The organism is Aeromonas sp. S18(2024) (assembly GCF_041402525.1).
Lineage (GTDB): Bacteria > Pseudomonadota > Gammaproteobacteria > Enterobacterales > Aeromonadaceae > Aeromonas > Aeromonas enteropelogenes.
Map to the genome: position 1 here is coordinate 66,785 of NZ_JBGLQV010000015.1, position 23,852 is coordinate 90,636.

General features: G+C 60.5%; 21 protein-coding genes and 1 pseudogene. 8 read left to right on the top strand and 14 right to left on the bottom strand.

Going from position 1 to position 23,852, the window contains the following annotated elements; translation table 11 throughout:
- Nucleotides 1-2 precede the first annotated feature (2 nt).
- Together recF and gyrB are read left to right on the top strand one after the other, a co-directional pair.
- Entirely contained in the window at nucleotides 3-1,106 is a 1,104-nt protein-coding gene (recF, locus tag ACB034_RS19475; protein ID WP_042073481.1) for a DNA replication/repair protein RecF, read from the top strand.
- Nucleotides 1,103-3,514 carry a DNA topoisomerase (ATP-hydrolyzing) subunit B gene (gyrB, locus tag ACB034_RS19480; protein ID WP_223379603.1) on the top strand — a complete coding sequence of 804 codons (2,412 nt, stop codon included), beginning with the start codon at nucleotides 1,103-1,105 and terminating at the stop codon, nucleotides 3,512-3,514. Before recF ends, gyrB begins: the two co-directional genes overlap by 4 nt.
- A gap of 118 nt (nucleotides 3,515-3,632) precedes the next feature.
- Here the strand turns inward: gyrB and ACB034_RS19485 are convergent.
- A pseudogene (locus tag ACB034_RS19485) lies at nucleotides 3,633-3,785 on the bottom strand (drug:proton antiporter); the annotation flags it as partial.
- A gap of 283 nt (nucleotides 3,786-4,068) precedes the next feature.
- Here ACB034_RS19485 and ACB034_RS19490 point away from each other — a divergent pair.
- Complete coding sequence (locus tag ACB034_RS19490) at nucleotides 4,069-4,482, top strand: Hsp20 family protein (RefSeq protein ID WP_099360467.1); 414 nt, start codon at nucleotides 4,069-4,071, stop codon at nucleotides 4,480-4,482.
- 93 nt (nucleotides 4,483-4,575) lie between these two features.
- A complete protein-coding gene (locus ACB034_RS19495) occupies nucleotides 4,576-5,016 on the top strand; it encodes an Hsp20 family protein (protein ID WP_019446829.1) in 441 nt (146 codons plus the stop codon).
- Nucleotides 5,017-5,089: 73 nt separating this feature from the next.
- On the opposite strand, the gene ACB034_RS19500 is transcribed toward ACB034_RS19495, so the two are convergent.
- The gene (locus tag ACB034_RS19500) at nucleotides 5,090-6,340 is read right to left on the bottom strand and encodes a valine--pyruvate transaminase (RefSeq protein ID WP_371173525.1); all 1,251 of its coding nucleotides are present in this window, start codon (nucleotides 6,338-6,340) and stop codon (nucleotides 5,090-5,092) included.
- 282 nt (nucleotides 6,341-6,622) lie between these two features.
- Here ACB034_RS19500 and ACB034_RS19505 point away from each other — a divergent pair, with 282 nt between their 5' ends.
- Entirely contained in the window at nucleotides 6,623-6,856 is a 234-nt protein-coding gene (locus ACB034_RS19505; protein WP_080630621.1) for a hypothetical protein, read from the top strand.
- On the opposite strand, the gene ACB034_RS19510 is transcribed toward ACB034_RS19505, so the two are convergent.
- The gene (locus tag ACB034_RS19510; RefSeq protein WP_371173526.1) at nucleotides 6,786-7,610 is read right to left on the bottom strand and encodes a helix-turn-helix domain-containing protein; all 825 of its coding nucleotides are present in this window, start codon (nucleotides 7,608-7,610) and stop codon (nucleotides 6,786-6,788) included. The genes ACB034_RS19505 and ACB034_RS19510 overlap by 71 nt on opposite strands.
- Before the next feature lie 92 nt (nucleotides 7,611-7,702).
- On the opposite strand from ACB034_RS19510, the gene ACB034_RS19515 reads away from it, so the two are divergent.
- Nucleotides 7,703-8,830 (top strand): multidrug effflux MFS transporter, encoded by a 1,128-nt coding sequence (locus ACB034_RS19515; RefSeq protein WP_371173527.1) that lies wholly within the window; start codon nucleotides 7,703-7,705, stop codon nucleotides 8,828-8,830.
- A gap of 258 nt (nucleotides 8,831-9,088) precedes the next feature.
- Here the strand turns inward: ACB034_RS19515 and gorA are convergent, their stop codons facing one another.
- The 3 genes from gorA to ACB034_RS19530 all read right to left on the bottom strand — a co-directional run bounded on the left by gorA (nucleotide 9,089) and on the right by ACB034_RS19530 (nucleotide 12,990).
- Nucleotides 9,089-10,438, bottom strand: a complete 1,350-nt coding sequence (gorA, locus tag ACB034_RS19520) for a glutathione-disulfide reductase (protein WP_026456292.1) — start codon at nucleotides 10,436-10,438, stop codon at nucleotides 9,089-9,091.
- A 76-nt stretch (nucleotides 10,439-10,514) separates the two neighbouring features.
- A complete protein-coding gene (locus ACB034_RS19525; RefSeq protein ID WP_216993374.1) occupies nucleotides 10,515-12,482 on the bottom strand; it encodes an ATP-binding protein in 1,968 nt (655 codons plus the stop codon).
- A gap of 250 nt (nucleotides 12,483-12,732) precedes the next feature.
- A complete protein-coding gene (locus ACB034_RS19530; protein WP_268856314.1) occupies nucleotides 12,733-12,990 on the bottom strand; it encodes an accessory factor UbiK family protein in 258 nt (85 codons plus the stop codon).
- 298 nt (nucleotides 12,991-13,288) lie between these two features.
- Between ACB034_RS19530 and ACB034_RS19535 the strand changes: the two genes are divergently transcribed.
- Complete coding sequence (locus tag ACB034_RS19535) at nucleotides 13,289-15,715, top strand: VolA/Pla-1 family phospholipase (RefSeq protein ID WP_371173528.1); 2,427 nt, start codon at nucleotides 13,289-13,291, stop codon at nucleotides 15,713-15,715.
- A gap of 58 nt (nucleotides 15,716-15,773) precedes the next feature.
- Here the strand turns inward: ACB034_RS19535 and glpG are convergent, their stop codons facing one another.
- The gene (gene glpG, locus ACB034_RS19540; RefSeq protein WP_371173529.1) at nucleotides 15,774-16,604 is read right to left on the bottom strand and encodes a rhomboid family intramembrane serine protease GlpG; all 831 of its coding nucleotides are present in this window, start codon (nucleotides 16,602-16,604) and stop codon (nucleotides 15,774-15,776) included.
- Nucleotides 16,601-16,924, bottom strand: coding sequence for a thiosulfate sulfurtransferase GlpE (gene glpE, locus ACB034_RS19545; protein WP_042027078.1), 324 nt, complete (start codon nucleotides 16,922-16,924; stop codon nucleotides 16,601-16,603). The genes glpG and glpE overlap by 4 nt, the downstream gene beginning before the upstream one ends.
- A gap of 169 nt (nucleotides 16,925-17,093) precedes the next feature.
- Between glpE and ACB034_RS19550 the strand changes: the two genes are divergently transcribed.
- Nucleotides 17,094-17,687, top strand: coding sequence for a LysE family translocator (locus tag ACB034_RS19550; RefSeq protein ID WP_371173530.1), 594 nt, complete (start codon nucleotides 17,094-17,096; stop codon nucleotides 17,685-17,687).
- Here the strand turns inward: ACB034_RS19550 and ACB034_RS19555 are convergent.
- From ACB034_RS19555 to ACB034_RS19580, 6 genes are all read right to left on the bottom strand, one after another.
- Nucleotides 17,666-18,511 (bottom strand): helix-turn-helix domain-containing protein, encoded by an 846-nt coding sequence (locus ACB034_RS19555; RefSeq protein ID WP_371173531.1) that lies wholly within the window; start codon nucleotides 18,509-18,511, stop codon nucleotides 17,666-17,668. The genes ACB034_RS19550 and ACB034_RS19555 overlap by 22 nt on opposite strands.
- A 72-nt stretch (nucleotides 18,512-18,583) precedes the next feature.
- Nucleotides 18,584-19,285, bottom strand: coding sequence for an ABC transporter ATP-binding protein (locus tag ACB034_RS19560; RefSeq protein WP_026457081.1), 702 nt, complete (start codon nucleotides 19,283-19,285; stop codon nucleotides 18,584-18,586).
- 14 nt (nucleotides 19,286-19,299) lie between these two features.
- Nucleotides 19,300-20,067, bottom strand: a complete 768-nt coding sequence (gene livG / locus ACB034_RS19565) for a high-affinity branched-chain amino acid ABC transporter ATP-binding protein LivG (protein WP_371173532.1) — start codon at nucleotides 20,065-20,067, stop codon at nucleotides 19,300-19,302.
- Nucleotides 20,064-21,332 (bottom strand): high-affinity branched-chain amino acid ABC transporter permease LivM, encoded by a 1,269-nt coding sequence (locus ACB034_RS19570; RefSeq protein WP_216994121.1) that lies wholly within the window; start codon nucleotides 21,330-21,332, stop codon nucleotides 20,064-20,066. The genes livG and ACB034_RS19570 overlap by 4 nt, the downstream gene beginning before the upstream one ends.
- A complete protein-coding gene (gene livH, locus ACB034_RS19575) occupies nucleotides 21,332-22,258 on the bottom strand; it encodes a high-affinity branched-chain amino acid ABC transporter permease LivH (protein ID WP_042073454.1) in 927 nt (308 codons plus the stop codon). The genes ACB034_RS19570 and livH overlap by 1 nt, the downstream gene beginning before the upstream one ends.
- 67 nt (nucleotides 22,259-22,325) lie before the next feature.
- On the bottom strand, nucleotides 22,326-23,447 hold the full coding sequence (locus ACB034_RS19580) for a branched-chain amino acid ABC transporter substrate-binding protein (protein WP_026457077.1): 1,122 nt from the start codon (nucleotides 23,445-23,447) through the stop codon (nucleotides 22,326-22,328).
- Nucleotides 23,448-23,852: the final 405 nt, after the last annotated feature.

Below are 23,852 nucleotides of genomic sequence, written 5' to 3' on the forward strand. Positions count from 1 at the left end.
TCGTGTCTCTGGTCAAACTCCAGCTCAGCGACTTTCGCAATATCCAGCAAGCCAGTCTCAAGCTGTCACCCGGCCTCAACATCCTGGTCGGGTGCAATGGCAGCGGCAAGACCAGCGTGCTGGAAGCCATTCACTACCTCGGTCTGGGGCGCTCCTTTCGCACTCACCTGACCGGGCGGGTCATCCGCCAGGGGGAGAGGGCGTTTACCCTGTTCGCCCAGTGCGAACTGGAGGGGCGCCAGGTCCCCATCGGTCTCGCCAAGGACAAGAGTGGCGAGACCCAGCTCAAGATTGCCGGGGCCCAGGCCCAGCGTCTGGCCGATCTGGCCGAGCTGCTGCCGGTGCAGTTGATCCATCCAGATGGCTTCAATCTGTTGACCGGTGGGCCCCAGGCTCGCCGGGCTTGGCTCGACTGGGGGGTCTTTCATCAAGAGCCGACCTTCTTCGCCCTGTGGGGTCGAGTGCGGCGCCTGCTGAAACAGCGCAATGCGCTGCTGCGTCAGAGCACCCAGTATCGCCAGCTGGCGTTCTGGGATCAGGAGCTGGTGCGGTTGGGGGGCGAGTTGGCGGCGTTTCGCGCCAACTATTGTCAGGCTATTACGCCCCTTATCAAGGAGATGACGGCGGACTTTTTGCCGGAATTCGATATCAGCCTAGGTTTCTATCGGGGCTGGGAGAAGGATACCCCCCTCAACGAGTTGCTTGAGGCGGGATTTGAGCGGGATCGGTCGCTGGGCTATACCGGCGTCGGTCCACAGAAAGCCGATGTGCGCCTCAAGGCGAACGGGGTGCCTGCTCAGGATATTTTGTCCCGGGGTCAGTTGAAGTTGCTGGTCTGTGCCATGCGGCTGGCCCAAGGGCTCTATTTGAATCAACATAGCAGCCGTGGCTGTATTTTTTTAATTGACGATTTTGCCTCTGAACTGGATGTCGAGAAGCGCCGCTTGCTGGCTGCAAGGCTGAAGCAGTGTGCGTCCCAGGTGTTCATCACCGCCATCGACACCGGTCAGCTTGCAGACATGATGGATGCGAATGACTGCAAGTTGTTCCACGTGGAACAAGGCAAGATCTCCGAAACGTTAGAGAAGGCAGAGAGTAAGCTATGAGTGAAAATACTTACGACTCCTCGAATATCAAGGTACTGAAGGGCCTGGATGCGGTCCGCAAGCGCCCGGGGATGTATATCGGCGATACGGATGATGGATCGGGCCTGCACCACATGGTGTTCGAAGTGGTCGATAACTCCATTGACGAGGCGCTCGCTGGCTACTGCTCCGAGATTCAGGTCAAGATCCATTCCGACGGCTCCGTCTCCGTCCGCGACAACGGTCGTGGCATTCCGGTCGATATTCACCCGGAAGAGGGCCGTTCCGCTGCCGAAGTCATCATGACGGTGCTCCACGCCGGCGGCAAGTTCGACGACAACTCCTACAAGGTATCTGGTGGTCTGCACGGTGTGGGTGTCTCCGTCGTAAACGCCCTCTCTGACAAGCTGCTGCTGACAATTCGTCGCAACGGTCACGTCTACGAGCAGACCTATCACCTGGGCGAGCCGCAGGCACCGCTCAAGCAGATCGGTGATGCCACCACCACCGGGACCGAAGTACGCTTCTGGCCGAGCCCGACCATTTTCAGCGACACTCTGTTCCACTACGAGATCCTGGCCAAGCGCCTGCGCGAGCTCTCCTTCCTCAACTCCGGCGTCTCCATTCGTCTGATGGACGAGCGTGACGGCCGTGAGGCGCACTTCTGCTACGAAGGTGGCATCAAGGCGTTCGTCGAGTACCTGAACCAGAACAAAACCCCGATCCACCCGAAGGTGTTCCACTTCACCACCGAACAGGACGGTATCGGCGTCGAAGTCGCCATGCAGTGGAACGACGCCTATCAGGAAGGGGTCTACTGCTTCACCAACAACATACCGCAGCGCGATGGTGGCACCCACCTGGTGGGCTTCCGTACCGCGCTGACCCGTACCCTCAACTCCTACATGGACAAAGAGGACTACAGCAAGAAGGCCAAATCTGCCGCCAGCGGCGACGACGTGCGTGAAGGTTTGATTGCCGTTATCTCCGTCAAGGTGCCGGATCCCAAGTTCTCCTCCCAGACCAAGGACAAGCTGGTTTCTTCCGAAGTGAAGACTGCGGTCGAACAGGCGATGGGCGAGAAGCTGGCCGACTTCCTGCTGGAAAACCCGGGCGATGCCAAGATCGTGGTCAACAAGATCATCGATGCGGCCCGCGCCCGTGAAGCGGCCCGCAAGGCCCGCGAACTGACCCGCCGTAAAGGCGCGCTGGACATCGCAGGTCTGCCCGGCAAGCTGGCGGACTGTCAGGAGAAAGACCCGGCCCTCTCCGAACTCTACATAGTGGAGGGTGACTCTGCGGGTGGTTCCGCCAAGCAGGGTCGCAACCGTAAGAACCAGGCCATTCTGCCGCTCAAGGGCAAGATCCTGAACGTGGAGAAGGCCCGTTTCGACAAGATGATCTCCTCTCAGGAGGTGGGCACCCTGATCACCGCGCTGGGCTGCGGCATCGGTCGTGACGAGTACAACCCGGACAAGCTGCGCTATCACAACATCATCATCATGACGGATGCGGACGTCGATGGTGCGCACATCCGTACCCTGCTGCTGACCTTCTTCTATCGTCAGATGCCGGAAATCATCGAACGTGGCTATGTCTACATCGCCCAGCCGCCGCTCTACAAGGTGAAGAAGGGCAAGCAGGAGCAGTATCTGAAAGACGAGGATGCGCTGCTGCAGTACCAGACCGCCATGGCGCTGGATGGTGCGACCCTGCACGTCAACGAGTCCGCCCCGGCCATTGGTGGTGAGGCACTGGAGCGTCTGGTCAACCAGCATCGCGCCGTGACTCACCTGATCACCCGCATGTCCCGCCGTGCGCCGGAAGCCGTGCTGACCCAGCTGATCTATCAGCCGGAACTGAACGAAGCCCTGCTGGCCAGCGAAAGCGATCTGCAGGCCTGGTGTCAGAGCATGGAAGCCGTGCTCAACGAGAGCAACCAGGGCATCCAGTACCAGATGCAGGTGCGTCGCGACGAAGAGCGTCGTCTGTTCGTGCCGCACGCAGTGGTGCGTCAGCACGGTGTCGACCGCGAATACCCGATCAGCTACGACTTCCTGCAATCCTCCGAGTACCGCCAGCTGGTCTCCTTGGGCAAGGAGATCGCCAACCTGATTGAGGAAGGCGGTTACATCAAGCGTGGCGAGAAGGTGAAGCCGGTCTCCAGCTTCGTTGAAGCGGTCGAGTGGCTGATGAACGAAGGCAAGCGTGGCATCTATATCCAGCGCTATAAAGGGCTGGGTGAGATGAACCCGGATCAGCTGTGGGAAACCACCATGGATCCGGAAGCCCGTCGCATGCTGCGCGTCACCATCGATGACGCCGTCGGTGCTGACCAGCTCTTCTCCACCCTGATGGGTGATGCAGTAGAGCCGCGTCGCGACTTTATCGAGACCAACGCCCTGCGTGTGGCCAACCTCGACGTCTAATTCGGCGCATCAGTACGATATTAAAAAGCCGCTCCCTGTGAGCGGCTTTTTGTTTTTCTGGCGGAGGAAGTGGCACGTTCCACGTGAAACATGGCTCCTCTTTAGTGTGAGGGTGGACTCATATGGGATTTACAGCCAGACAGTAGAGGCGCAGACGATGGCCGTCCGGATCGAGAGCCATGCAGGTGTAACCAAACGCCATCCGGGTCGTTTCCTGGATCAGAGTGAGCCCGCGCACGTGCCACTCGGCAAACAGGCGATCGACGGCAGAGTATCATCGGAGAAAGTGAAGGTTGGCTCCAGCCCCCTTTCTGGTTTGCAACGGGACATGCTGTGGCCCTCAGCTCTTCAGTCGTTTGTGACTGGAGGAGGAAGCCCAATAAGGAAAAAGCCAGCAAATGGGCGGAGAGAAGATTTTTCGATCAGAGCCCTTGAAAGCCGAAAGCGGGCCCCTATATAGATAACAAGGCCGGAACGCTCGACAGAGGTTTCGACCAGGCGCCCGTCCATCAGGAGGGCAAACAATCGGTTATCGCTCAAAAGAGGATAATACTATGCGTTCTATCGACTTTTCTCCGCTCTATCGTTCTGCCATTGGTTTCGATCGTCTGGCCAATCTCATCGAATCTGCCGCCAGCAATGGCAATGCCGGTTATCCCCCCTACAATATCGAGCAGCTGGGTGACAGCGACTACCGCATCAGCATGGCGGTGGCGGGCTTTACCCAGGAAGAGCTGGAGCTGAGCTTCCAGGAAAATCTGCTGACGGTGAAGGGCAGCAAGCAGGCCGATACCGAGCGTAACTACCTCTATCAAGGCATAGCCGAACGCGGCTTCGAGCGTCGCTTCCAGCTGGCCGACTATGTGCGGGTGAAGGGGGCCGATCTGAAGAACGGTCTGCTGCACATTGACCTGGTGCGCGAAGTGCCCGAGGCGATGAAGCCCCGCAAGATCGAGATCAACGGCTGACAGCCTGACCTCGTTGCATTGTTGATGTATCCCGGGTGCCGATTGACGGGCCCGTGGAGAGTAAACCCTGTTGCTTTATAGAAGGATAGGATCATGCGTAACCTCGATTTTTCTCATCTCTATTCCAATGCCGTCGGCTTCGAGCGGATGGCCCGTGAGCTGGAAGGCCTGTTCGATCAGAAGACCTCGGCCTACCCCCCGTACAACATTGAAAAGCGCGATCACGACAGCTACCTCATCACGGTTGCCGTGGCCGGTTTCGAGCGCAATGAGCTGGAGCTGGAGACCGAAAACGGCACCCTCAAGGTGAAGGGGCGCAAGGTCGCCACCATGGGTGAGCGCCAGTTCCTCCATCAGGGGATCGCCGAGCGGGACTTCGAGCTCGCCTTCAAGCTGAGCCAGCATGTAGAGGTGCAGGGTGCCAAGCTGGAGCATGGTCTGCTGACCATAGAGCTGGCGCGCGAGCTGCCGGAGGCGCTCAAGCCCCGCGCCATCCCCATCGGCAAACCCGAGCAGCTGGCGCTGCCCGGCTAAACAGTATCGCTGACCAGCTGATAGAAGAGAGGCCTGCATTGCAGGCCTCTCTGTTTTTGTATCGCCGGGCGGATTAGCCGGCGTAGAGGGCGTTGATCTCGTCGGCCAGGATGGCGATGCCGCGCCGCACCAGCTCCTCGCTCTGGGAGTAGTTGAGGCGGATGCACTCCTGGCTGTGACGCCACTCCGGGTCATCGATGCCGGGGAAGAAGTAGTGACCCGGCACGATCAGCAGGTTCTTCGCCTTCAGTCGCTCGTACAGCTCCTGGCAGTGGATCGGCAAGCCTTCGAACCAGAGCCAGAGGAAGAGGGCACCTTCCGGCTTGTGGATGTGGAAGCGCGGATCGGGGATCGCTTCGCGCAGCAGTTGCACCGCCAGCTCCGCCTTCTGCCGATAGAAGGGTTTCACCACCTGTTCGCTGAGGGCGATGATCTCGCCGCTCTCGATCATCGGAATGGTGATGGCGGGGCCCAGACTGCCCGGTGCCAGATTGATGATGCCGCTCAGGTTGGTGATGGCCTGAATGATCTTCTCGTCGGCGATGACGATGCCGCAGCGGGTGCCCGGCAACCCCAGCTTGGAGAGGCTCATGCAGAGGATGGTGTTGGCGTTCCAGAACGGCTTGGCCTCGCTAAAGATGATGCCAGGGAAGGGGACGCCATAGGCATTGTCGATCAGCAGCGGAATACCCTTGTCGCGGGCGATCTGATCGAGGTGCTCGATCTCTTCATCGGTCAGCACGTTGCCGGTCGGGTTGGTCGGCCGGGAGACGCAGATCACCCCGATGTCATCACCCACCTGCAGGCTCTCGAAGTCCACGTGGTACTTGAACTGGCCGTTGGCCAGTTTCTCGATGGTGGGTTTGTAGGCCACGAAGTAGTCGTCCGCCAGAGCCGAGTCGGCATAACCGATGTACTCGGGGGCGAGCGGGAACAGTACCTTCTTCTTGCGGCCATCGGCAAATTCGCCCGCCAGCAGGTTGAACAGATAGAAGAAGGCGTTCTGGCTGCCGTTGGTCAGGGCGATGTTGCGGGCGGAGATCTCCCAACCCAGCTCCTTGCTGAGCAGGGCCGCCAGCGCCTTAGTGAACCTGTCCTTGCCCTGGGGGCCGTCGTAGTTGGCCATCGCCTTCACCAGCTCGCCGTTGTCGAGCAGGCTCTTGGCCTCGGCCTGAAAGCGTTCCAGCATGGCGGGGATGGGGGCCGGGTTGCCGCCACCCAGCATGATGGCGTCCGGATTGGTCAGCCCCTGATTAAGGTCATCCATGAGTTGGGTAATACCGGCATGGCGAGTGAACTTCTCGCCGAACAAGGAAAATTCCATTCGGTGACAGATCCAGAGTCAGTTACGGGGGAGCTAGCACCATAGCTCAGTTTAAAAGCGGGTGTCGATCAAAAAAATGGGACGTTCCACGTGGAACAGCAGGCAAAATCTAGTGTGGTGAAAATAACCACTTGTTGGTTCAATCCTGACTACAGGATGTTTTCCAACTGGCGCCATTTATTATCTAAAAACAATTAATTTAAACAAAATCATGTTGTTATAGATGTGGCACGACAATTGGGATAGTTATCTGGTCATCTCAACCACACCGGAGCACACCAGATGAAAATCCTGATCGCAACCTTGATTGCCAGCAGCCTGAGCCTGAACGTCATGGCCGACGAATACCCCAGACCCGAACTGGACAGCGTCAAGCTGGAGCAGGAAATATTGGCCCAGCAGCAGCAGGCCTCCCATGCGGTGGTGGAGGAGGCGATCCACAACCTCAAGCCGCTGGCGCTGGATACCCTGGTGGTGGAGGCGAGCTCGGCCGATGCGACTCACCCCGAGAGTTGAGATAGCGCAAGGGGGTCTGTCCCGTGTGTTGCCTGAAGAAGGCGATGAAGGCGCTGTCGCTGGCGAACTCCAGCGCAGCCGCCACCCGGCTGATGGGCTCGGCTTCGGCCAGCAGCTCCAGCGCCCGCAGCAGTCGCCACTGCTGACGCCAGGCCTGGTAGCTCATTCCGGTCTCCCGCATGAAGATGCGGCCTATGGTCTTGTCACTGGCACCCACCCGTTCGGCCAGCCGGTTGAGCCGATCGGGCAGGGCGTTGCCCTGTTTCACCTCCTGCAGCCAGCCCGCCAGACGCGCGTCTGACGGCAGCGGCAACTGCCAGGATTCCCGCGGCGCTTGCGCCAGTTCCTCTTTCAATAATGCCAGCGTGCAGGTCTGCTCTGCCTCCGGCTTGTCCCACGGCCAGAGCGCCATCCGTTCGATGATCTCCCGCAGCAGCGGGTTGACCGCCAGCACCGTCATCTCGGCCGGCAAGCCGGGCTCCGGCTGGAAGTAGAGGGAGCGATAGGCCACTACCCCGCGCATCAGCACCCGATGGGGCAGACCCGCCGGCAACCAGGCGGCCCGCGTCGGCGGCAGCAGGCAGACCTGATCGTCCAGCTCTATGGTCATGCAGCCGGCCTGGGCGAACAGCAGCTGATGGCGCCTGTGCTGGTGGCGGCCAGAGTCGTGCCAGCCGAGGGCTGCGGCGATACCGATGGCACTGCCGTCGTGCTGGTCCGGATCAAAAGGGTGATCGGGAAGAATAAAGGCCATGTGTCCGATTCTTGATGTTCATAGTCTTACTTATTGTAATCGGACAATTGGCGTCACTCTAGAATGACGGCCTCTAGTGAAGGAGGTTTGTCATGAACAACAAGTTGCTACCGCTCTGGCTGGTGGTTGGGCTGATGATGTTTCCCCAGATAGTGGAGACCATCTACAGCCCGGTACTGACCCATATCGCCACTGAGTTTCGGGTGAGTGAGGGGCAGGCATCCCAGACCCTGTCGGTCTATTTTCTGGCGTTTGCGGCGGGCGTGGTTTGCTGGGGTCGGTTGTGCGATCTCATCGGTCGGCGCCCAGCCATGCTGGCGGGTTTGCTGACCTATGGCGCCGGCACCCTGTTGGCGTTGCTGGCCACCCAGTTTGAAACCCTGCTGCTGGCCCGGGTCATTGCGGCCTTCGGCGCCGCCGTGGGATCCGTGGTGACCCAGACCATGCTGCGCGACAGCTATCAGGGCAGCGATCTGGCGCGGGTCTTCTCGGTGATGGGCATAACGCTCTCCCTGAGCCCAGTGCTGGGGTTGGTGAGCGGTGGCCTGCTGGCCGATGGTTTTGGTTATCTCGGGGTATTTGGCGCCCTGCTGACATTGGCAATCGGCTTGTTGCTGATGGCCTGCCGGCAGTTGCCGGAAACCCGGCCGATTACCACCCAGCGAGTGGCACTCTGGCCGCTGGCATGCCGGATGGTGCGTGATAGCGGCTTGTGGCGCAGCGCCGCTCTGGTGGCCTTGTTCAACACCATGCTGTTCGGCTACTACAGTCTGGCGCCATTTCTGTTTGCCGGGCTGGGGCTGAGCGCGGGTGAGTTTGGTTACTCCGGTATCGTGCTGGCACTGGCGACCCTGGGGGGCAGCCTGCTCAACAAGCGTCTATTGGGGCTTGGCTGGTCGCCTGCCTCGCTGATCCGGCTCGCCGCCGTGTTGGCGCTGGGCTCGGGTTGGCTGGTGTGGGCCAGTCAGTCGTCGCTCTGGTTTCTGCTGCCCATGACGGGAGTGGTAGTGGCATTCGGGCTGGCGATCCCAAATGTGCTGAGCCAGGCGCTGCTGGCCTATCGAGAGGTAGCGGGCAGTGCCGGCGCCCTGTTCGGGCTCGGCTACTACCTGCTGCTTAGCCTGGGGCTCGCCGTCGCCGCTTGGCTGCAGGATCTCGGTCTGCTGCTCGGTGGCTGCGGTCTGTTGGCCCTGTGTTGTTGCTGGCGTCGTTCCACGTGAAACATCAGCTGCCGATAAAACGGTAGCCGATGCCGGGCTTGGTCTCGATGAGGGTTGGCTGCTGGGTCTGCAGCACCAGCTTGCCGGGGGCGCACCAGAACCTGCACTGCGGTTGTATCGGGGTAAAAGCGAGGGTGTTGGAAGGATTGGGGGATGAAAAAACCCGGCGTTGGCCGGGTTTGAGATGCTGGATTCAATCAGTGATAGTTTGCGATTACTTCGTCGCTATCACTTATAAATCAGCGATCTTGCCAGAGCTTAGCGCATGGTGACAAACTCTTCCGCGCTGGTGGGATGAATGGCGACGCAGTTGTCGAAGTCCGCCTTGGTGGCGCCCATCTTCATGGCGACGCCGAAGCCCTGCAGGATTTCGTCCATGGCGAAGCCGATGCCGTGCAGGCCGACCACCTTCTCTTCCGGCCCGACACAGACCAGCTTCATCCGGGTGGGTTGGCGATGCTGGGTCAGCGCCGAGTACATGGCGGTGAACTGGCTGCGGTAGACCTTGACCTGATCTTCACCGTATTCGGCGACGGCTTCCGGCTCGGTCAGCCCTATGGTGCCGATGGGCGGGTGGCTGAATACCACGGTCGGCACCAGATCGTAGTTGAGGTGCTCGTTTGGCTTGTTGTTGAACAGCCGCTCGGAGAGACGACGGCCCGCCGCGACGGCCACCGGGGTGAGCTGGATCCGGCCGGTGTTGTCACCGACGGCATAGAGGTTGGCGACGGCGGTATTCTGGAACTTGTCGGTCGGGATAAAGCCCTTCTCGTCAAGCGTGATGCCGGTGGCGGCCAGGTTGAGGTTGTCGGTGGCCGGGACGCGGCCGATGGCCCAGATCAGGCAGTCGACGGTGAGGTGGCGACCATCTTCCAGCTGCAGAGTCAGGCTCTCGTCGGCGTTCTTGACCACGGCTTTCGGAATGGCGTGGGTGTGCAGCTTGGGTCCTTCCTGCGCCATGATCTCCACCAGGGTCTCATGGATCATGGGATCGAAGTTGCGCAGCGGCGCATGCTTGCGCACCACCAGGTGGGTTTCGGAGCCGAGTGCCTGCATCACGCCGGCGATCTCGACAGCGATATAGCCGGCGCCGACTACTGCGACCCGCTTGGGCTGTTCTTGCAATTCGAAGAAGCCGTCGGAGTCGATGCCCAGTTCGGCACCCGGAATGGCCGGCACTTCTGGGCGGCCGCCGGTGGCGATCAGTATGTGATCGGCGCTGTATTGCTCACCATTGACCTCGATGGTGTTGCTGCTGACGAAGCGGGCAAAGCCCTTGATGATGGTGATCTGGTTCTTGCCCAGCACGTTCTGGTAGGACTGATGAATGCGGCCGATATAGGCCTGGCGGGACTCGACCAACTTGGCCCAGCTAAAATTGTTGATGGTGGTATCGAAGCCGTAGTCGGCGCCATATTTCAGGGCATCGGCGATCTGACCGGCATACCACATGGCTTTTTTCGGTACGCAACCGACGTTGACGCAGGTACCACCCAGTTCTTTGGCTTCAACCAGGGCGACTTTCTTGCCATACATGGCAGCCCGGTTGGCCGAGGCGATGCCACCACTGCCACCGCCGATGGCGATATAGTCAAAATGCTGTGCCATTGCGAGATTCTCCGCTCATTTGGAATGCAATCACAGCATGATGGGGACAAAGTGGCCAGCTCACAAGAGCCGGCACTCAGTTATGCTGGATTGGCAGGCGAATATGGAACTGGGCGCCGCTGTCAGGTTCGCTGGCGCAGTGGATGCGGCCACGCAGCAACTGTACCACCAGGTTGTAGATGATGTGGGTGCCAAGACCACTGCCGCCATGGCCCCGCTTGGAGGTGACGAAGGGATCGAAGATGCGGGGCAGAATGTCGGGCGGGATACCGCGGCCGTTGTCGCTGTAGTCGATCATCAGCTCTTCACCCTGCTGCTCCACCTTGATGGTGATCTTCTTCGGCTTGTCCCAATTCTCGAAACCATGGTTGATGGAGTTGAGGATCAGGTTGGAGTAGATCTGGGTGAAGCTGCCGGGGAAGGAGAAGATCGACAGCTTGGGATCGCACTGGATGTCCACCTCGCACTGGGCCTTCTTCAGTTTGTGGCCGAGGGAGACCACTACCTGGTGCAGGTTGTCGGCGAGGTTGAAGTTGTAGCGAGCCTCGGATGATTGATCGACGGCCACCTGCTTGAAGCTGGCGATCAGCTCGGAGGCGCGGCGCAGGTTGCCCTGCAGCAGCTGCATGGACTCATCGAGGTTGACGGTGAACTCGTTGAGGTAGGAGCGGGAGAGCTGTTTGGCCTCGATGTGCTGCTTGAAGTCGGCCACCCGCTCCTGCAGGTAGGAGGACGCGGTGACGCTGATGCCGATGGGGGTGTTGATCTCGTGAGCCACCCCGGCCACCAGCGAACCGAGAGAAGCCATTTTCTCAGACTCAACCAGGGTCTGCTGGGCCTGCTTCAGGTCGTCGTAGGCCTTGCCAAGCTGGTCGTTGGCATCGCTCAGGCTGCGGGTGCGCTCCACCACCTTGCCTTCCAGCTGTTCGTTGAGCTGGCTGATTTCCCGCTCGATCTTCTTGAGGCGGGTGATGTCATAACCGAATCCGATCAGATACTTGAGGTTCAATCCCTCGTAGAAGGGGGCGAAGGTCCACTGCAGCACCAGCTGGTGGCCCTGCTGATCCTGCATCATGACCTCTTTATCCTCGATATAGCCCTGGCTGGCGAGGGTCAGTGCCAGCTCCTCCTGCTGCTCCTTGCTGACGAACAGATCCAGCCAGTTGTGATGCAGAATCTCCTGCTGGTGGTAACCGGTCAGCATGATGGCTGCCGGATTGATGCTGGCGATGGAGAGATCCGGCTCCATGCAGCAGATAACCATGTTGGCCGAGTTGATCAGGGTGGCGGAGAAATCCCGCTCCTGTTGCAGCTGTTCCGCCGCCTGATGGCGTGCGGCAAACTCGTCGTTTAGGCGGGTTCGCATCTGGTTGAGGGAGGCGACCAGGGTGTCCAGCTCGTCAGGATTCTTGCGGGGCAGGGGGCGGCCTTCCAGCTCCAGTTCCATGTCGAGGCTGTCCAGAGTGAATCTCTGGGCGTAGTGAACGATGCGATTGAGGTGTCTGACCACCATGTAGTAGATGATGGTCAGGATGCAGAATGAGACCACCAGGGTTTTGATGGTCTGGCTGACCAGGATCAGCACGGATTTTTCGATGAGGCGCTGGTAGATCTGCTCGAGGGAGGCGGCGACGAACAACTTGCCGACCACCTCATCCTGGTAGGTGAGATTGAACTCGCGGGAGATGTCGTAGCTTGGGCGCTCCACCCCCTGGGTCAGCAAGGGCACTTCGGTGTTGCCGAGCATCTCCTTGACCATCACGAACTGCATGTTGGGCAGGTTCATGATCCCTTCGATCTGTACCTTGACCTGCTCTTCGTCCAGGTTCCACAGGCTGGCGGCGATGGGTTGCAGGAAGGAAGCTTCAATCTGGCCGATGCTGTCCTCGATGACTGCCACATCCTTGCGATAATCCCAGGCGAGCTGAAGCGCCGTGATGATCATGGCCAATACGGTACTGCACACCAGAATATAAGAGAGCAGGCGGTATGAGAGCCCGTTGCGGCCAACGGCCTTGGCGGTCTTTAAGAAGAGTCCTGACATGGCGTCCTTGCGGTCTGGATGCGGTGTTGTTTAGTTTAACTGCTTCATGTACTTGTGTCGTCATTCCGGCGTGGCGTACGACCACTCCCGTGCTGCGTCCAACTTTCACGGAGGCTAACTCATCTGCTGCCGCCATGCTGCAGCATGGGGTCGCTTTTGTGACACAAGGATGAAAGAGGGCTCTTTTGCAGGAAATCGGGAGTCCGCTTTGTCCGTCCAGCAAAAACCCCGGCCTGGGCCGGGGTTTCGATTATTCGCCTTTGGGGCTGAGCTGTTGTTCCAGCTCTGCCAGCTTGGCTTCGAGAGCGGCCAGTTTTTCCCGGGTGCGCAGCAGCACCTTGGTCTGCACGTCAAACTCTTCACGGCTGACCAGATCCAGCTTGTTCAGCTGGGCTTGCAGTACCTGACGAATTTTCTTGTCTGCCTCTTCACCCATGCTGCGGATGCCGGGGGGCAGGGCGTTGTGTACCTGTTTGGCGATCTCTTCCAGTTTCTTCGGGTCGATCATGACGTTCTCCTCAATCGTTGGCGGACATTCTACCGACAATTGCCTCGCTTTGCCGAGATCGGAACGGCTTTTTACGTGCAAAGCAAGTTGGCCATCTGGTCGGTTCTGGCCCTTGCTTGCCAACTGCTACCCTTGCGCCCCTTGTTGACCTAAAACCTTGATTGCAAGCACAAAAACGGATGAACAATGACCAATATGAGTCTTGTTGATTGTTGGTTTTATGTTAACGTCGAGACATCGGAGCAGTTCATCGCTCCGTAGGCTTGTGATGGACAACAACCTATACAGAGAACAAAAAATGAAGAAGAAGCTGATTTGTGCAGCCGTGGTCAGTGCCCTGCTGGCCGGATGTGGCGGTGGTGAAAACGACAATGTGGGGGACAGCACCAGTTCACTTGATTACGCACTGACCGGATCCACCGGGCAGCGTCCCAGCGTGTTGGCGCCTCGTGCCAGCGATGGCACCCTGAAATTTTCCACCGAAACCCAGGATCTTTCCAACCCGGTCTCGGCCCTCTCCACCCTTGATGGCTGGTCGACGACCCAGGCCATCCAGCTGGTTCCCGCGACCGTGACAGGGGTGTCGGTTCCTGCCCCTAATGCGGGCGATTATGCCGCGGCCATAGCACCTCTCTATCTGCTGGAGCTGGCGTTCGACAACAGTACCCAGCGCCCTAGCGGGGTGAAAAAGGTGCTGGCCTATGGCACGGATTTCGTGGTGACCGAGGCATTCGGCAAGCTTAATCTGGTGCCGCTCAAGCCGCTCAACCCGGCGTCCTACTACATGATAGTGGCGACAGATACCCTGAAAGACAGCCGCGGCACGCCGCTCAAGGCCGGTGGTGACTACAGCAGCTTCAGAACTGCTTCGGGCGGCACCGAGCAGGAGCAGACCGTCACCAATCTGATCGCCCTGCAGGAGGGGTTGTTCAAGGCGGCCACCGGCATTACCAGCGATCACGTGATCTTCTCCGACTGGTTCGGTACCCAGTCCGGCGCCGATGTGCTGCTGGGGGTGAAAGGTGCCGCGGCGGCCGTACTCAAGGCCGATCCCACAACACTGGATGCCGCCAAACTGTGGAAGCAGGATGCGCTGGGCAACACCAGCCTGCCCGGCACCTACACCCTGGCCGTGACCGGCAACAACCCCTTCCTGACCCAGTTGGCTAACGAGCCCTTCCTGCCCCAGGAGCAGAAGGACGCATTGGCCGCCGCCTTTGGTACCGGCACCCCGCTCAACGGGCTTGCCCAGCTGACCAAGGTCTATACCGGCACGGTCAAGCTGCCCTATTTCCTCGCCTCGCCGGCGACCGCCGGTTCCTGGGACAAGGCCAAGACCCAGTCCTGGCACGGCGCCATTCCCAGCCTCTATGCCATCGCCAATGCGCTGAAAGCCGGTGACAGCGAAGTGATCGCCGGGCTGGTGGGGGCCGGGGTTGACCCCAACCTGCTGGCCACCCTGATCACTGATCCGACCAGCCAGGCCGAGCTGCTGGCCGAGGCGAGCAAGCTGATCGGGGTCACCCTGACCTCGGGTGGCAAGCCGCTGGATGCCGAAATGAACATTGGCCGCTTCAACCCGCTGCCGGCCCTTGAAGAGGTGCAGTCCGTGCCGATGCGCGTGTTCGCCAAGGATGACCTGAACACCATTACCGACGTGATCATCTATCAGCATGGCGTCACCTCGGTGAAGGAAAACGCCTACGCGTTGGCGCTTAGCCAGATCTATGCTGGCACTCTGGCTGGCAAAAAGGTAGCGCTGGTGGTGATCGATCACCCGCTGCATGGCGAGCGTGGCTATGCCCTGAGCGGCAGTACGGCGACCGTGACCACCTCCGACAATCCGACTCCGTATCTGAACCTGAGCTACCTGACAGTGGCGCGGGATAACCTGAAACAGAGCGTGGCGGATCTGCTGGGCCTGCGTCTGGCGGTCGGTCTGGCCAACAGCCAGAGTGTCATCGGTACGGTTGGCAGCCTCAAGGTGCACTTCCTCGGTCACTCCCTGGGCGCCATTACGGGAACCAACCTGCTGGCGGTGGCCAACCAGACGCTCGGCAATGCGCAGGCGGATGCCCTGTTCAAGTTCGATTCCGGTGGCCTGGCCATGCCGGGTGGCGGGATTGCCCCGCTGCTGCTGAACTCGCCGACCTTCGGTCCGACCATCAAGATGGGTGTGCTGACCAGTGGCAGCGCCGAGCTGAAGGCGGGCTTTACCGCCTATGCGCCCAATTGCCAGACGGCGGTGGCGACCTGCTTCGTAAACGAGTTCCTGCCGAGCCTGGATGCGACCACTCAGGCGAGCGCGGCCAGCACACTGCAGAGCTACAGCTTCGCGGCCCAGTCTGTGCTGGATTCGGCTGACCCGATCAACCTCGGCAGCGGTATCGTCACCAGCTTCCCGCTGTTTGCCACCGAGATCGTCGGTGATGGTGCCTTGAACCTGTCTGATCAGGTGATCCCGAACAGCATTGCCTCCGCGCCGCTGGGTGGCACCGAGCCGCTGTTCAAGGTGCTGGCCCTGCAGCCGCTGACCGCGACCGGTGCCGCCAACCATCACGCCGCCCGCTTTGTGGCCGGTGGTCACAGCTCGCTGCTGGCACCGGACGAGAAGTTCGATCCGAGCGGCGACGTCACCACAGAGATGCAGACCCAGTTCGGCAGCTTCTTCATGAGCGGCGGTGCCTTGGTCCAGGTGACCAATTCCAGCCTGCTCAAGCAGTAAGCCGACCGATCATGAAAAACGCCGCCTCTCGGGCGGCGTTTTTTTATGGCAAATCGACTCAGGCGGGTTTGTGATGGCGATCCAGCCAGCCTTGCAGCAGACCCACCAGTAGGCCGACCAGATGAGCTGTGTTGGCGGTGTTGCCGAGCAGGTCGAAGAAGCCGAGGGCCAGCCAGAGCAGCATGAAGCCCATCAGTGCCGGAGGCAGGACGAGGCCGCAGGCCGGTTGTAGCTTGCTGCGCATCCAGCTGTAGCCGAGCAGGGCATAGACCACGCCGGAGAGGCCGCCAAAGCGCGGACCGCTAACGAAGAACTCGGCGATGTTGGGCAGGGCGGCACCGACCAGCAGCAGGATCAATAGCTTGCCGCTGCCGAGTCGCTGTTCGATCTGGCCCCCCAGATACCACCACCAGAGCAGGTTGAACACCAGGTGCAGCACCGAGAAGTGGATGAAAGCCGGGGTGAAGTAGCGCCATGCCTGCCAGTCGGTGAACTGGGCCAGGGTCGGGTGAAAGGCAAGCTCGTCGAAGATCGGCAGGCCGATGGCATCCAGTCCGTAGATGGCCAGGCAGGCGATGATGACCACCAGGGTCAGCGGGCCAGCCTGATGGAGGAAATCGGTGATCGGATCCGTCATCCCCTTGCTGTAGTCGATGCGCGCATCAGCCCGGCCGGATTGCCAGGAGGCCTCCATGTAACGGGGGTGGGTCGGCTCGGCCAGGAAACGCTTGACCTCCTGCTGGGCCTGGGCGAGGCGCTGCTCGTCCGCCAGCCAGACCGAGACGCCAAGCTCGGACTGGGTCAGCTCGCACGAGATGCCCAGGGTGGCGAGATAGTCCACCAGCGCCTGGGCCATGCGGGCGTTGTCGAGCACCAGCAGCTGGATCATGCCTCGCCCGCCTCGACGGGGAACTCCTTGCGCCAGGCCTCGAAGCCGCCATCCAGGCTGTAGACCTCGTCGTAACCCTGTTGCAGCAGGTACTGGGCCGCCCCCTGGCTGCTGTTGCCGTGATAGCACATCACGATCACCGGGGTATCGAAGTCCACCTCGTTCATGAAGTGCACCAGGGTGCCATTGGTGAGGTGGAAGGCGCCGACCGCGTGGGCCGCCGCGAAGGATTGCGGGTCGCGAATATCGACCAGGCGGGCGTCACCGGCGGCGAGCTTCTGGTGGGCATCATGGGCACTGATATGGGCAAACTGGTCCATTGACATGTCCTGCGAATAGGTGGATTACCGGCCAGTGTACCGCAAGCTGGCGCCGCCGCTAAGCCCGCAAAGTGTCGGGTTATTGCCGCCGGCGATCGCAATTTCCTTCAATATCGGGCCGGACTGGATGGCTAGGCTGGAGGCTCACTCTCTTGTTGGAAGGTATGCCATGGAAATGAGTCTGTTGCTGTCGATGGCCGGGTTTTCCCTGGCCATGTCCATCTCGCCTGGGCCGGTCAATCTGGTTGCCCTCGGCAGCGGAGCCCGTTACGGCTTTCTTGCCAGCCTGCGTCACGTGGTGGGGGCGACCTTGGGTTTCATCCTGCTGCTCCTGCTGATGGGGCTGGGGCTCGGCGCCGCCCTGTCGCAATGGCCGGTGGCGAGTGGCGCCGTTCGCTGGGGTGGCATCCTATTTCTCTGCTACATGGCCTGGCAGCTGGTGGCGGACAAGGGGGAGCTGGAAGAGGGGGGCGGAGTACCTCCCGCCTTTTGGTACGGCGCCCTGATGCAGTGGCTCAATCCCAAAGCCTGGCTGGCGGCCAGCATGGGGATGGGGGTCTATGGTACCGTGGGCGGGAGCGGGCAGATGATGCTGTTCACCGGTATCTATCTGGTTATCTGCCTTTGCTCCATCGCTTGCTGGGCCTATGTCGGCAGCTATCTGCAGGGGCTGTTGCTCTCCCCGGTCCGGCTGCGCTGGTTCAACCGGGCCATGGCCCTGTTGTTGCTGTTGAGCGCAGCTTATCTGATGCATTCGCCCTGACGGGCAAGCTGTGACCTGTACTGGCCCGGGGTGGTGGCGACCCGCCGTTTGAACTGACGCTGGAAATGGGCCTGATCGGCAAAGCCGCTCGCCAGTGCCACCTCCGCCAGCGGCTGTCCCTGGCGCAGCAGGGTACGGGCGTGGCGGATGCGTTGATCGAGCAGATAGGCGTGGGGCGTCATGCCGTAGTGGCGGCTGAAGCTGCGCACGAAGTGGGACGGGGTGAGGCCGGCCACTGTGCTCAGCTGCTGCAGGGTCAGCATGCTGGCGCTGTCGTCTTGCATCAGCTCGGCTGCCCGCTGCAGGTGTTGTGGGGGGCGATCATCCCAGGTCGCCGGCGTCAGCCTGGCCAGCAGCTGGCGACTGAACTGGTGGCAGGCCACCTCCCGGACCAGGGAGTCATCCTCTTGAACCAGCTGGCGGTAAAGGCGCTGCAACCCTTGATATAGGAGGGGATCCCGGCTGGCAGTCATGTCGAAGGGGCGAAATTCGCTGCCCAATCCCGCCTCCTCCTGCTGGCTGCGCAGCCATTCAGTATCGAGATAGAACATCAGATAGGACCAGGGCTGATCCGTGATCGGGTTGCAGGCATGCACCTCTTCGGGGTTCATCAGCACCAGGCTGCCGGTGCTGACCTCCTGTCTGTTGCGTTGGTTGAGATAGTGACTGTGGCCACCGGTGATGGCGCCAATGGAGAAGTGGGGGTGGCTGTGCTTGTCATAACAGACACGGCGGCCATCCTGTACCGCTCGCGCCTCGATAAAGGGCAGCGCAGGGTGCCCCCAGAAGTGGTGGTGATCCTGCGCTTCTTTTTGCCTGCTCATCGGCCAGCCATTCGGACACGTTTGCCACGCGATCGCGTGACGGGTTGATTCGGCGCTGGCCGCTGCAACTGGCTAGCCACCCAGATAGGCCTGACGCACCGCCGGGTTGGCCAGCAGGGCAGCCCCTGTGTCCTGCAGCACCACGTGGCCGTTCTCCAGCACATAGCCGCGGTCGGCCAGCTTGAGCGCCTGGTTGGCATTCTGCTCCACCAGAAAGATGGTCATCCCCTTTTGGCGCAGCTGCTCTATGGTGTCGAAGATCTGCTGGATGACGATGGGAGCCAGCCCGAGGGAGGGCTCGTCCAGCAGCAGCAGACGCGGCTTGCTCATCAGGGCGCGGCCGATGGCCAGCATCTGCTGCTCGCCGCCGGACATGGTGCCCGCCCGCTGCTCCAGCCGCTCGTGCAGCCGCGGGAACAGAGTAAACACCTGATCCAGCAGGGCGTGTTGCTCGGACTTGTCGACGAAGAAGGCCCCCATCAGCAGGTTCTCCTCCACCGTCAGGCGGGCGAAGATGCGGCGCCCCTCCGGCACCACGGCGATGTCCTTGCGCATAATGCGGGCGGTGGAGAGCGAGTCTATCTGCTCCCCCTCGAACCAGATGGAGCCACTGCTGGGCTTGGGTTCACCGCACAGGGTCATCAGCAGTGTGGTCTTGCCGGCGCCGTTGGCACCGATCAGGGTGACGATTTCCCCCTCTTTCACCTCGACGCTGACGTCGTGCAGCGCCTGGATCTTGCCGTAGTGGGTCGATACGTTGCGAAGTTCTAACATCGTGACTCCTGTGTTTACGATTCGCCCAGATAGGCCTTGATCACCGCCGGGTTGTTGCGGATCTCATCCGGTTTGCCGTGGGCCAGCGGGGTGCCCTGGCTGACCACGAAGATGCGGTTGGAGATGCCCATCACCAGCTTCATATCGTGCTCAATGAGCAGCACTGACACACCGAACTCGTCCCGCAGGTTGATGATGAGCTCGTTGAGCTCGTCGGTCTCTTTCGGGTTGAGGCCCGCGGCCGGCTCGTCCAGCATCAGCAGTTCGGGGCGGGTCGCCATGCAGCGGGCGATCTCGAGCCGGCGCTGCTGACCATAGGCCAGGTTGCCGGCGGCGCGGTTGGCGAGATCCTTGAGCCCCACCTTGTCGAGCCAGAAGCCGGCTTGATCCAGTCCCTCCAGCTCGGCCCGGCGAAAGGCCGGGGTCTTGAACAGTCCGGCGAGGAAGCCGGTGTTGAGGTGCTGGTGCTGGGCGACCAGCAGGTTCTCCACCGCCGTCATCTCCTTGAACAGCCGCACGTGCTGGAAGGTGCGCACGATTCCCTTGCGGGCGATCTTGTGGCCGGGCAGCCCCTGGATCTCCTCACCCTTGTAGCGGATCACGCCGCCGGTCGGGCGATAGAAGCCGGTCAGGCAGTTGAAGATGGTGGTCTTGCCCGCCCCGTTGGGACCTATGATGGAGATCACCTCTCCCTTCTCGACATCCAGCTCGACGCCGTTGACCGCCAGCAGGCCGCCGAAGCGCATCGACAGATTGGAGACTTCCAACAATATGTTGCTCATTTGCGCAGCTCCAGGTGGGGACGGGTCATTGGCAGCAGTCCTTGAGGCCGCCAGATCATCATGAACACCATCAGCAGACCGAACATCAGCATGCGGTACTCGTTGAATTCACGGGCAAGTTCCGGCAATACCGTCATCACGATGGCGGCCAGTACTACCCCGATCTGGGAGCCCATGCCGCCCAGTACCACGATCGCCAGCACTATGGCCGACTCGATGAAGACGAAGGATTCCGGGCTGATGAAGCCCTGGCGCGAGGCGAAGAAGCTGCCGGCAAACCCCGCGAAGCAGGCGCCTATGGTGAAGGCGGTCAGCTTGATGATGGTGGGGTTGAGGCCGAGCGACTTGCAGGCGATCTCGTCTTCCCGCAGCGCTTCCCAGGCACGGCCCAGCGGCATGCGCAGCAGGCGGTTGATAACGAACAGGGTCGCTACCACCAGCACCAGCGCCATCAGGTAGAGAAAGATCACCTTGTGGTTGGCGTTGTAGGTGATGCCGAAGAACTCGTGGAAGGTCTCGAAGCCGCCATCCTTGACGGTGCGGTTGAACTCCAGGCCACCGAGCGTCGGTTTGGGAATGCCGGAGATACCGTTCGGGCCGCCGGTCAGGCTGGTCATGTTGTTGAGCAGGATGCGGATGATCTCGCCAAAGCCCAGGGTGACGATGGCCAGATAGTCCCCCCGCAATCGCAGCACGGGGAAGCCGAGCAGAAAGCCGAACAGGGCTGCCAGGCCGCCCGCGATGGGCAGGCACTCCCAGAAGCTCAGCCCGAAGTAGCTGTTGAGCAGAGCGTAGCTGTAGGCGCCGACCGCGTAGAAGCCGACGTAGCCCAGATCCAGCAGGCCGGCGAGGCCCACCACCACGTTCAGGCCCAGCCCCAGCATGATGTAGATAAGCGTCAGGGTGGCGAGATCGATGGCACCGCGAGAGGCCATGAAGGGCCAGCTCACCGCGAACAGCAGCACCAGCACGGCGGTCAGGTTATAGAGTTTGGGTGCCTCCTCCGGGCTCGGCAGCACCAGCTTGGTGAAGCCGACCGAGAAGCCGCTGATGGAGGCCTGAAACAGGCGCGCGATCTGGCCGCGCAGCATCTGGAACCAGAACACCAGGGTGGCACCGCCCAGCAGCCAGGCCAGCGACACATCGAGGCGACTCACTACCAGCAGGCGGGAACCGTCGGTCTCGAGCTTGAAGCCGAGCAGCCAGAAGGAGAGCACCAGCAGCACCAGGCTGGCGATACAGGCATGGATAAATTGGTGTTTCATCATACCTTCTCCACTTCCGGTCGGCCGAGAATACCTGTCGGCATAAACAGCAGTACAAAGATGAGCAGGGCGAAGGCCATCACATCCTTGTATTCGGTGCTGAGATAGCCGGCGGTGAGCGCTTCCACCACGCCGAGCAGCAGGCCGCCAAGCACGGCGCCCGGAATGCTGCCGATACCGCCCAGCACAGCCGCAGTGAAGGCTTTCAAGCCGGCCATAAAGCCCAGGTAGGGGTTGATGACGCCGTAATACATGCCGAGCAGTACGCCGGCGACGGCGGCCAGTGCGGCCCCCAGCACGAAGGTGATGGAGATGACCACGTGGGTGTCGATCCCCAGCAGGTTGGCCATTTTGATGTCTTCCGAGCAGGCGCGGCAGGCGCGGCCCATGCGGGAGCGGCCGATGAACTGGGTCAGCGCCAGCATGGTGATGAAGGTCACCACGAAGATGATGAGCTGCATGTAGGAGAGGCTGGCCTGGAAGCCGTCGGCTTCACCCAGCGACCAGCCGCCGGAAATGAGGCTGGGCATGGCGATGTCGCGCGAGCCCTGGGCCATCCGCATCATGTTTTGCAGGAAGATCGACATGCCGATGGCGGAGATGAGGGGGATCAGGCGGTTGCCGCCCCGCAGCGGCCGGTAGGCGACCCGCTCTATGCTCCAACCATAGGTGCCGGTGATGATGATGCTGACCAGGAAGGCGCCCCCCAGCAGCAGGAAGGTGCTGTCGATGCCCATCATCATGAGCCCCGCCATCACCATGAAAGCGACATAGGAGCCGATCATGTAAACCTCGCCGTGGGCGAAGTTGATCATGCCGATGATGCCATACACCATGGTGTAACCGATGGCGATCAGGGCATAGGTGCTACCTATGGTCAATCCGTTCAGCAGCTGCTGAACCAGATAGAGAAAGTGTTCGGACATACTGCGTTCCCTGTACTTGCCCGCAAAGAGAGGAGGGGGTGAACAGGTTCACCCCCGGATCGGCAGATTATTTGACTTGGCTGGAGGAACCGTCGGCGTGCCACTGGAAGACGCCGAACTCGAAGCCTTTCAGGTCACCATTCGGTGCCCAGGTCAGCGGACCCATGACGGTATCGATCGGTGCGGCCTTGATGGCGGCGGCGACGGCAGCCGGATCATCTTCACCCGCCTTGGCGATACCGGCAGCCAGGGTCTGCACCGCGGCATAGGTGGTCCACACGAACGGGCCGGAGGAGTCCTGGCCCTTCTCCTTGAACGCGGCAACCAGCGGGGCGTTGGCCGGCACCAGGTCATACTTGTTCGGCAGGGTGACCAGCAGGCCTTCGGAAGCCGGGCCACCGATGGCGGAGATGTCCTTGTTACCCACCCCTTCCGGACCCATGAACTTGGCCTTCAGACCCTTCTCGCCAGCCTGGCGCAGGATCAGGCCCAGCTCGGGGTGATAGCCGCCGTAGTAGACGAAGTCGACGTTCTCTTTCTGCAGCTTGGCGATCAGGGCAGAGAAATCCTTGTCACCGGCGGTGATACCCTCGAACGCCACCACCTTGACGCCCGCCTTGTCCAGCGCCGCTTTCACGCTGGAGGCGATGCCTTCACCATACTGCTTCTTGTCGTGGATGACGGCCACGCGCTGGGGCTTGACCTGCTCGATGATGTACTTGGCAGCTGTGGGGCCCTGATCGCTGTCCAGGCCGATGGTACGCAGTACCAGCTGATAGCCGCGTTCGGTGATCTTGGGGTTGGTGGAGGCCGGGGTCACCATCAGGATCCCTTCATCTTCATAGATGTCGGAGGCGGGCAGGGTGTTGTCGGAGCAGAGGTGGCCGACCACGAACTTGACGCCGTCATTGACCACCTTGTTGGCGACCGCGACCGCCTGCTTGGGATCGCAGGCGTCGTCATAGATGACCGCCTCGATCTGCTTGCCATTGATGCCGCCAGCCTTGTTGATCTGCTCGACCGCCATCTTGCCGCCGGTAAACTGCATGTCACCGTACTGGGCGACCGGGCCGGTCACCGGGCCGGCGATGCCGATCTTGACCGTATCGGCTGCATGGACCATTGAGGCCGATCCAAACAGAGCCAAAGAAACCGCTGCTCTTACCGCCATTTTTCCGAAGTTATTCATTGATTCGTCCCTTAATCAGTGGATTGTTTCATTTCCATGTGCCATTCCGGATCCTGATCCTACCTGTCCGGCAATATTTAAGGTTCTATCATTCCTCACGGGGCAATAACAAGCTGTTAAAGATACTGACCAGAGCGGGTCGAAAGAGCTTATTTTGAAACAAATAACCTGTTTTAAATCTTGATTTGGAATTTAATATTGATATGTTGAGCTAACAACTGGGTAACAAGATGTGGTTGTGATGAAGTGTAGAGAATTAATCTGGCGATATTTTACTCTGATGCTGCTCCCATTTTGACCACAATCCGTTTGCGCAAATAGAAATGAACGCCTAAATTAGCCAGCATTGACAAATCGCTGGCAGTGCTCGTTAAAACCAAGCCTTTATTCGGGAAATCTGCTAAT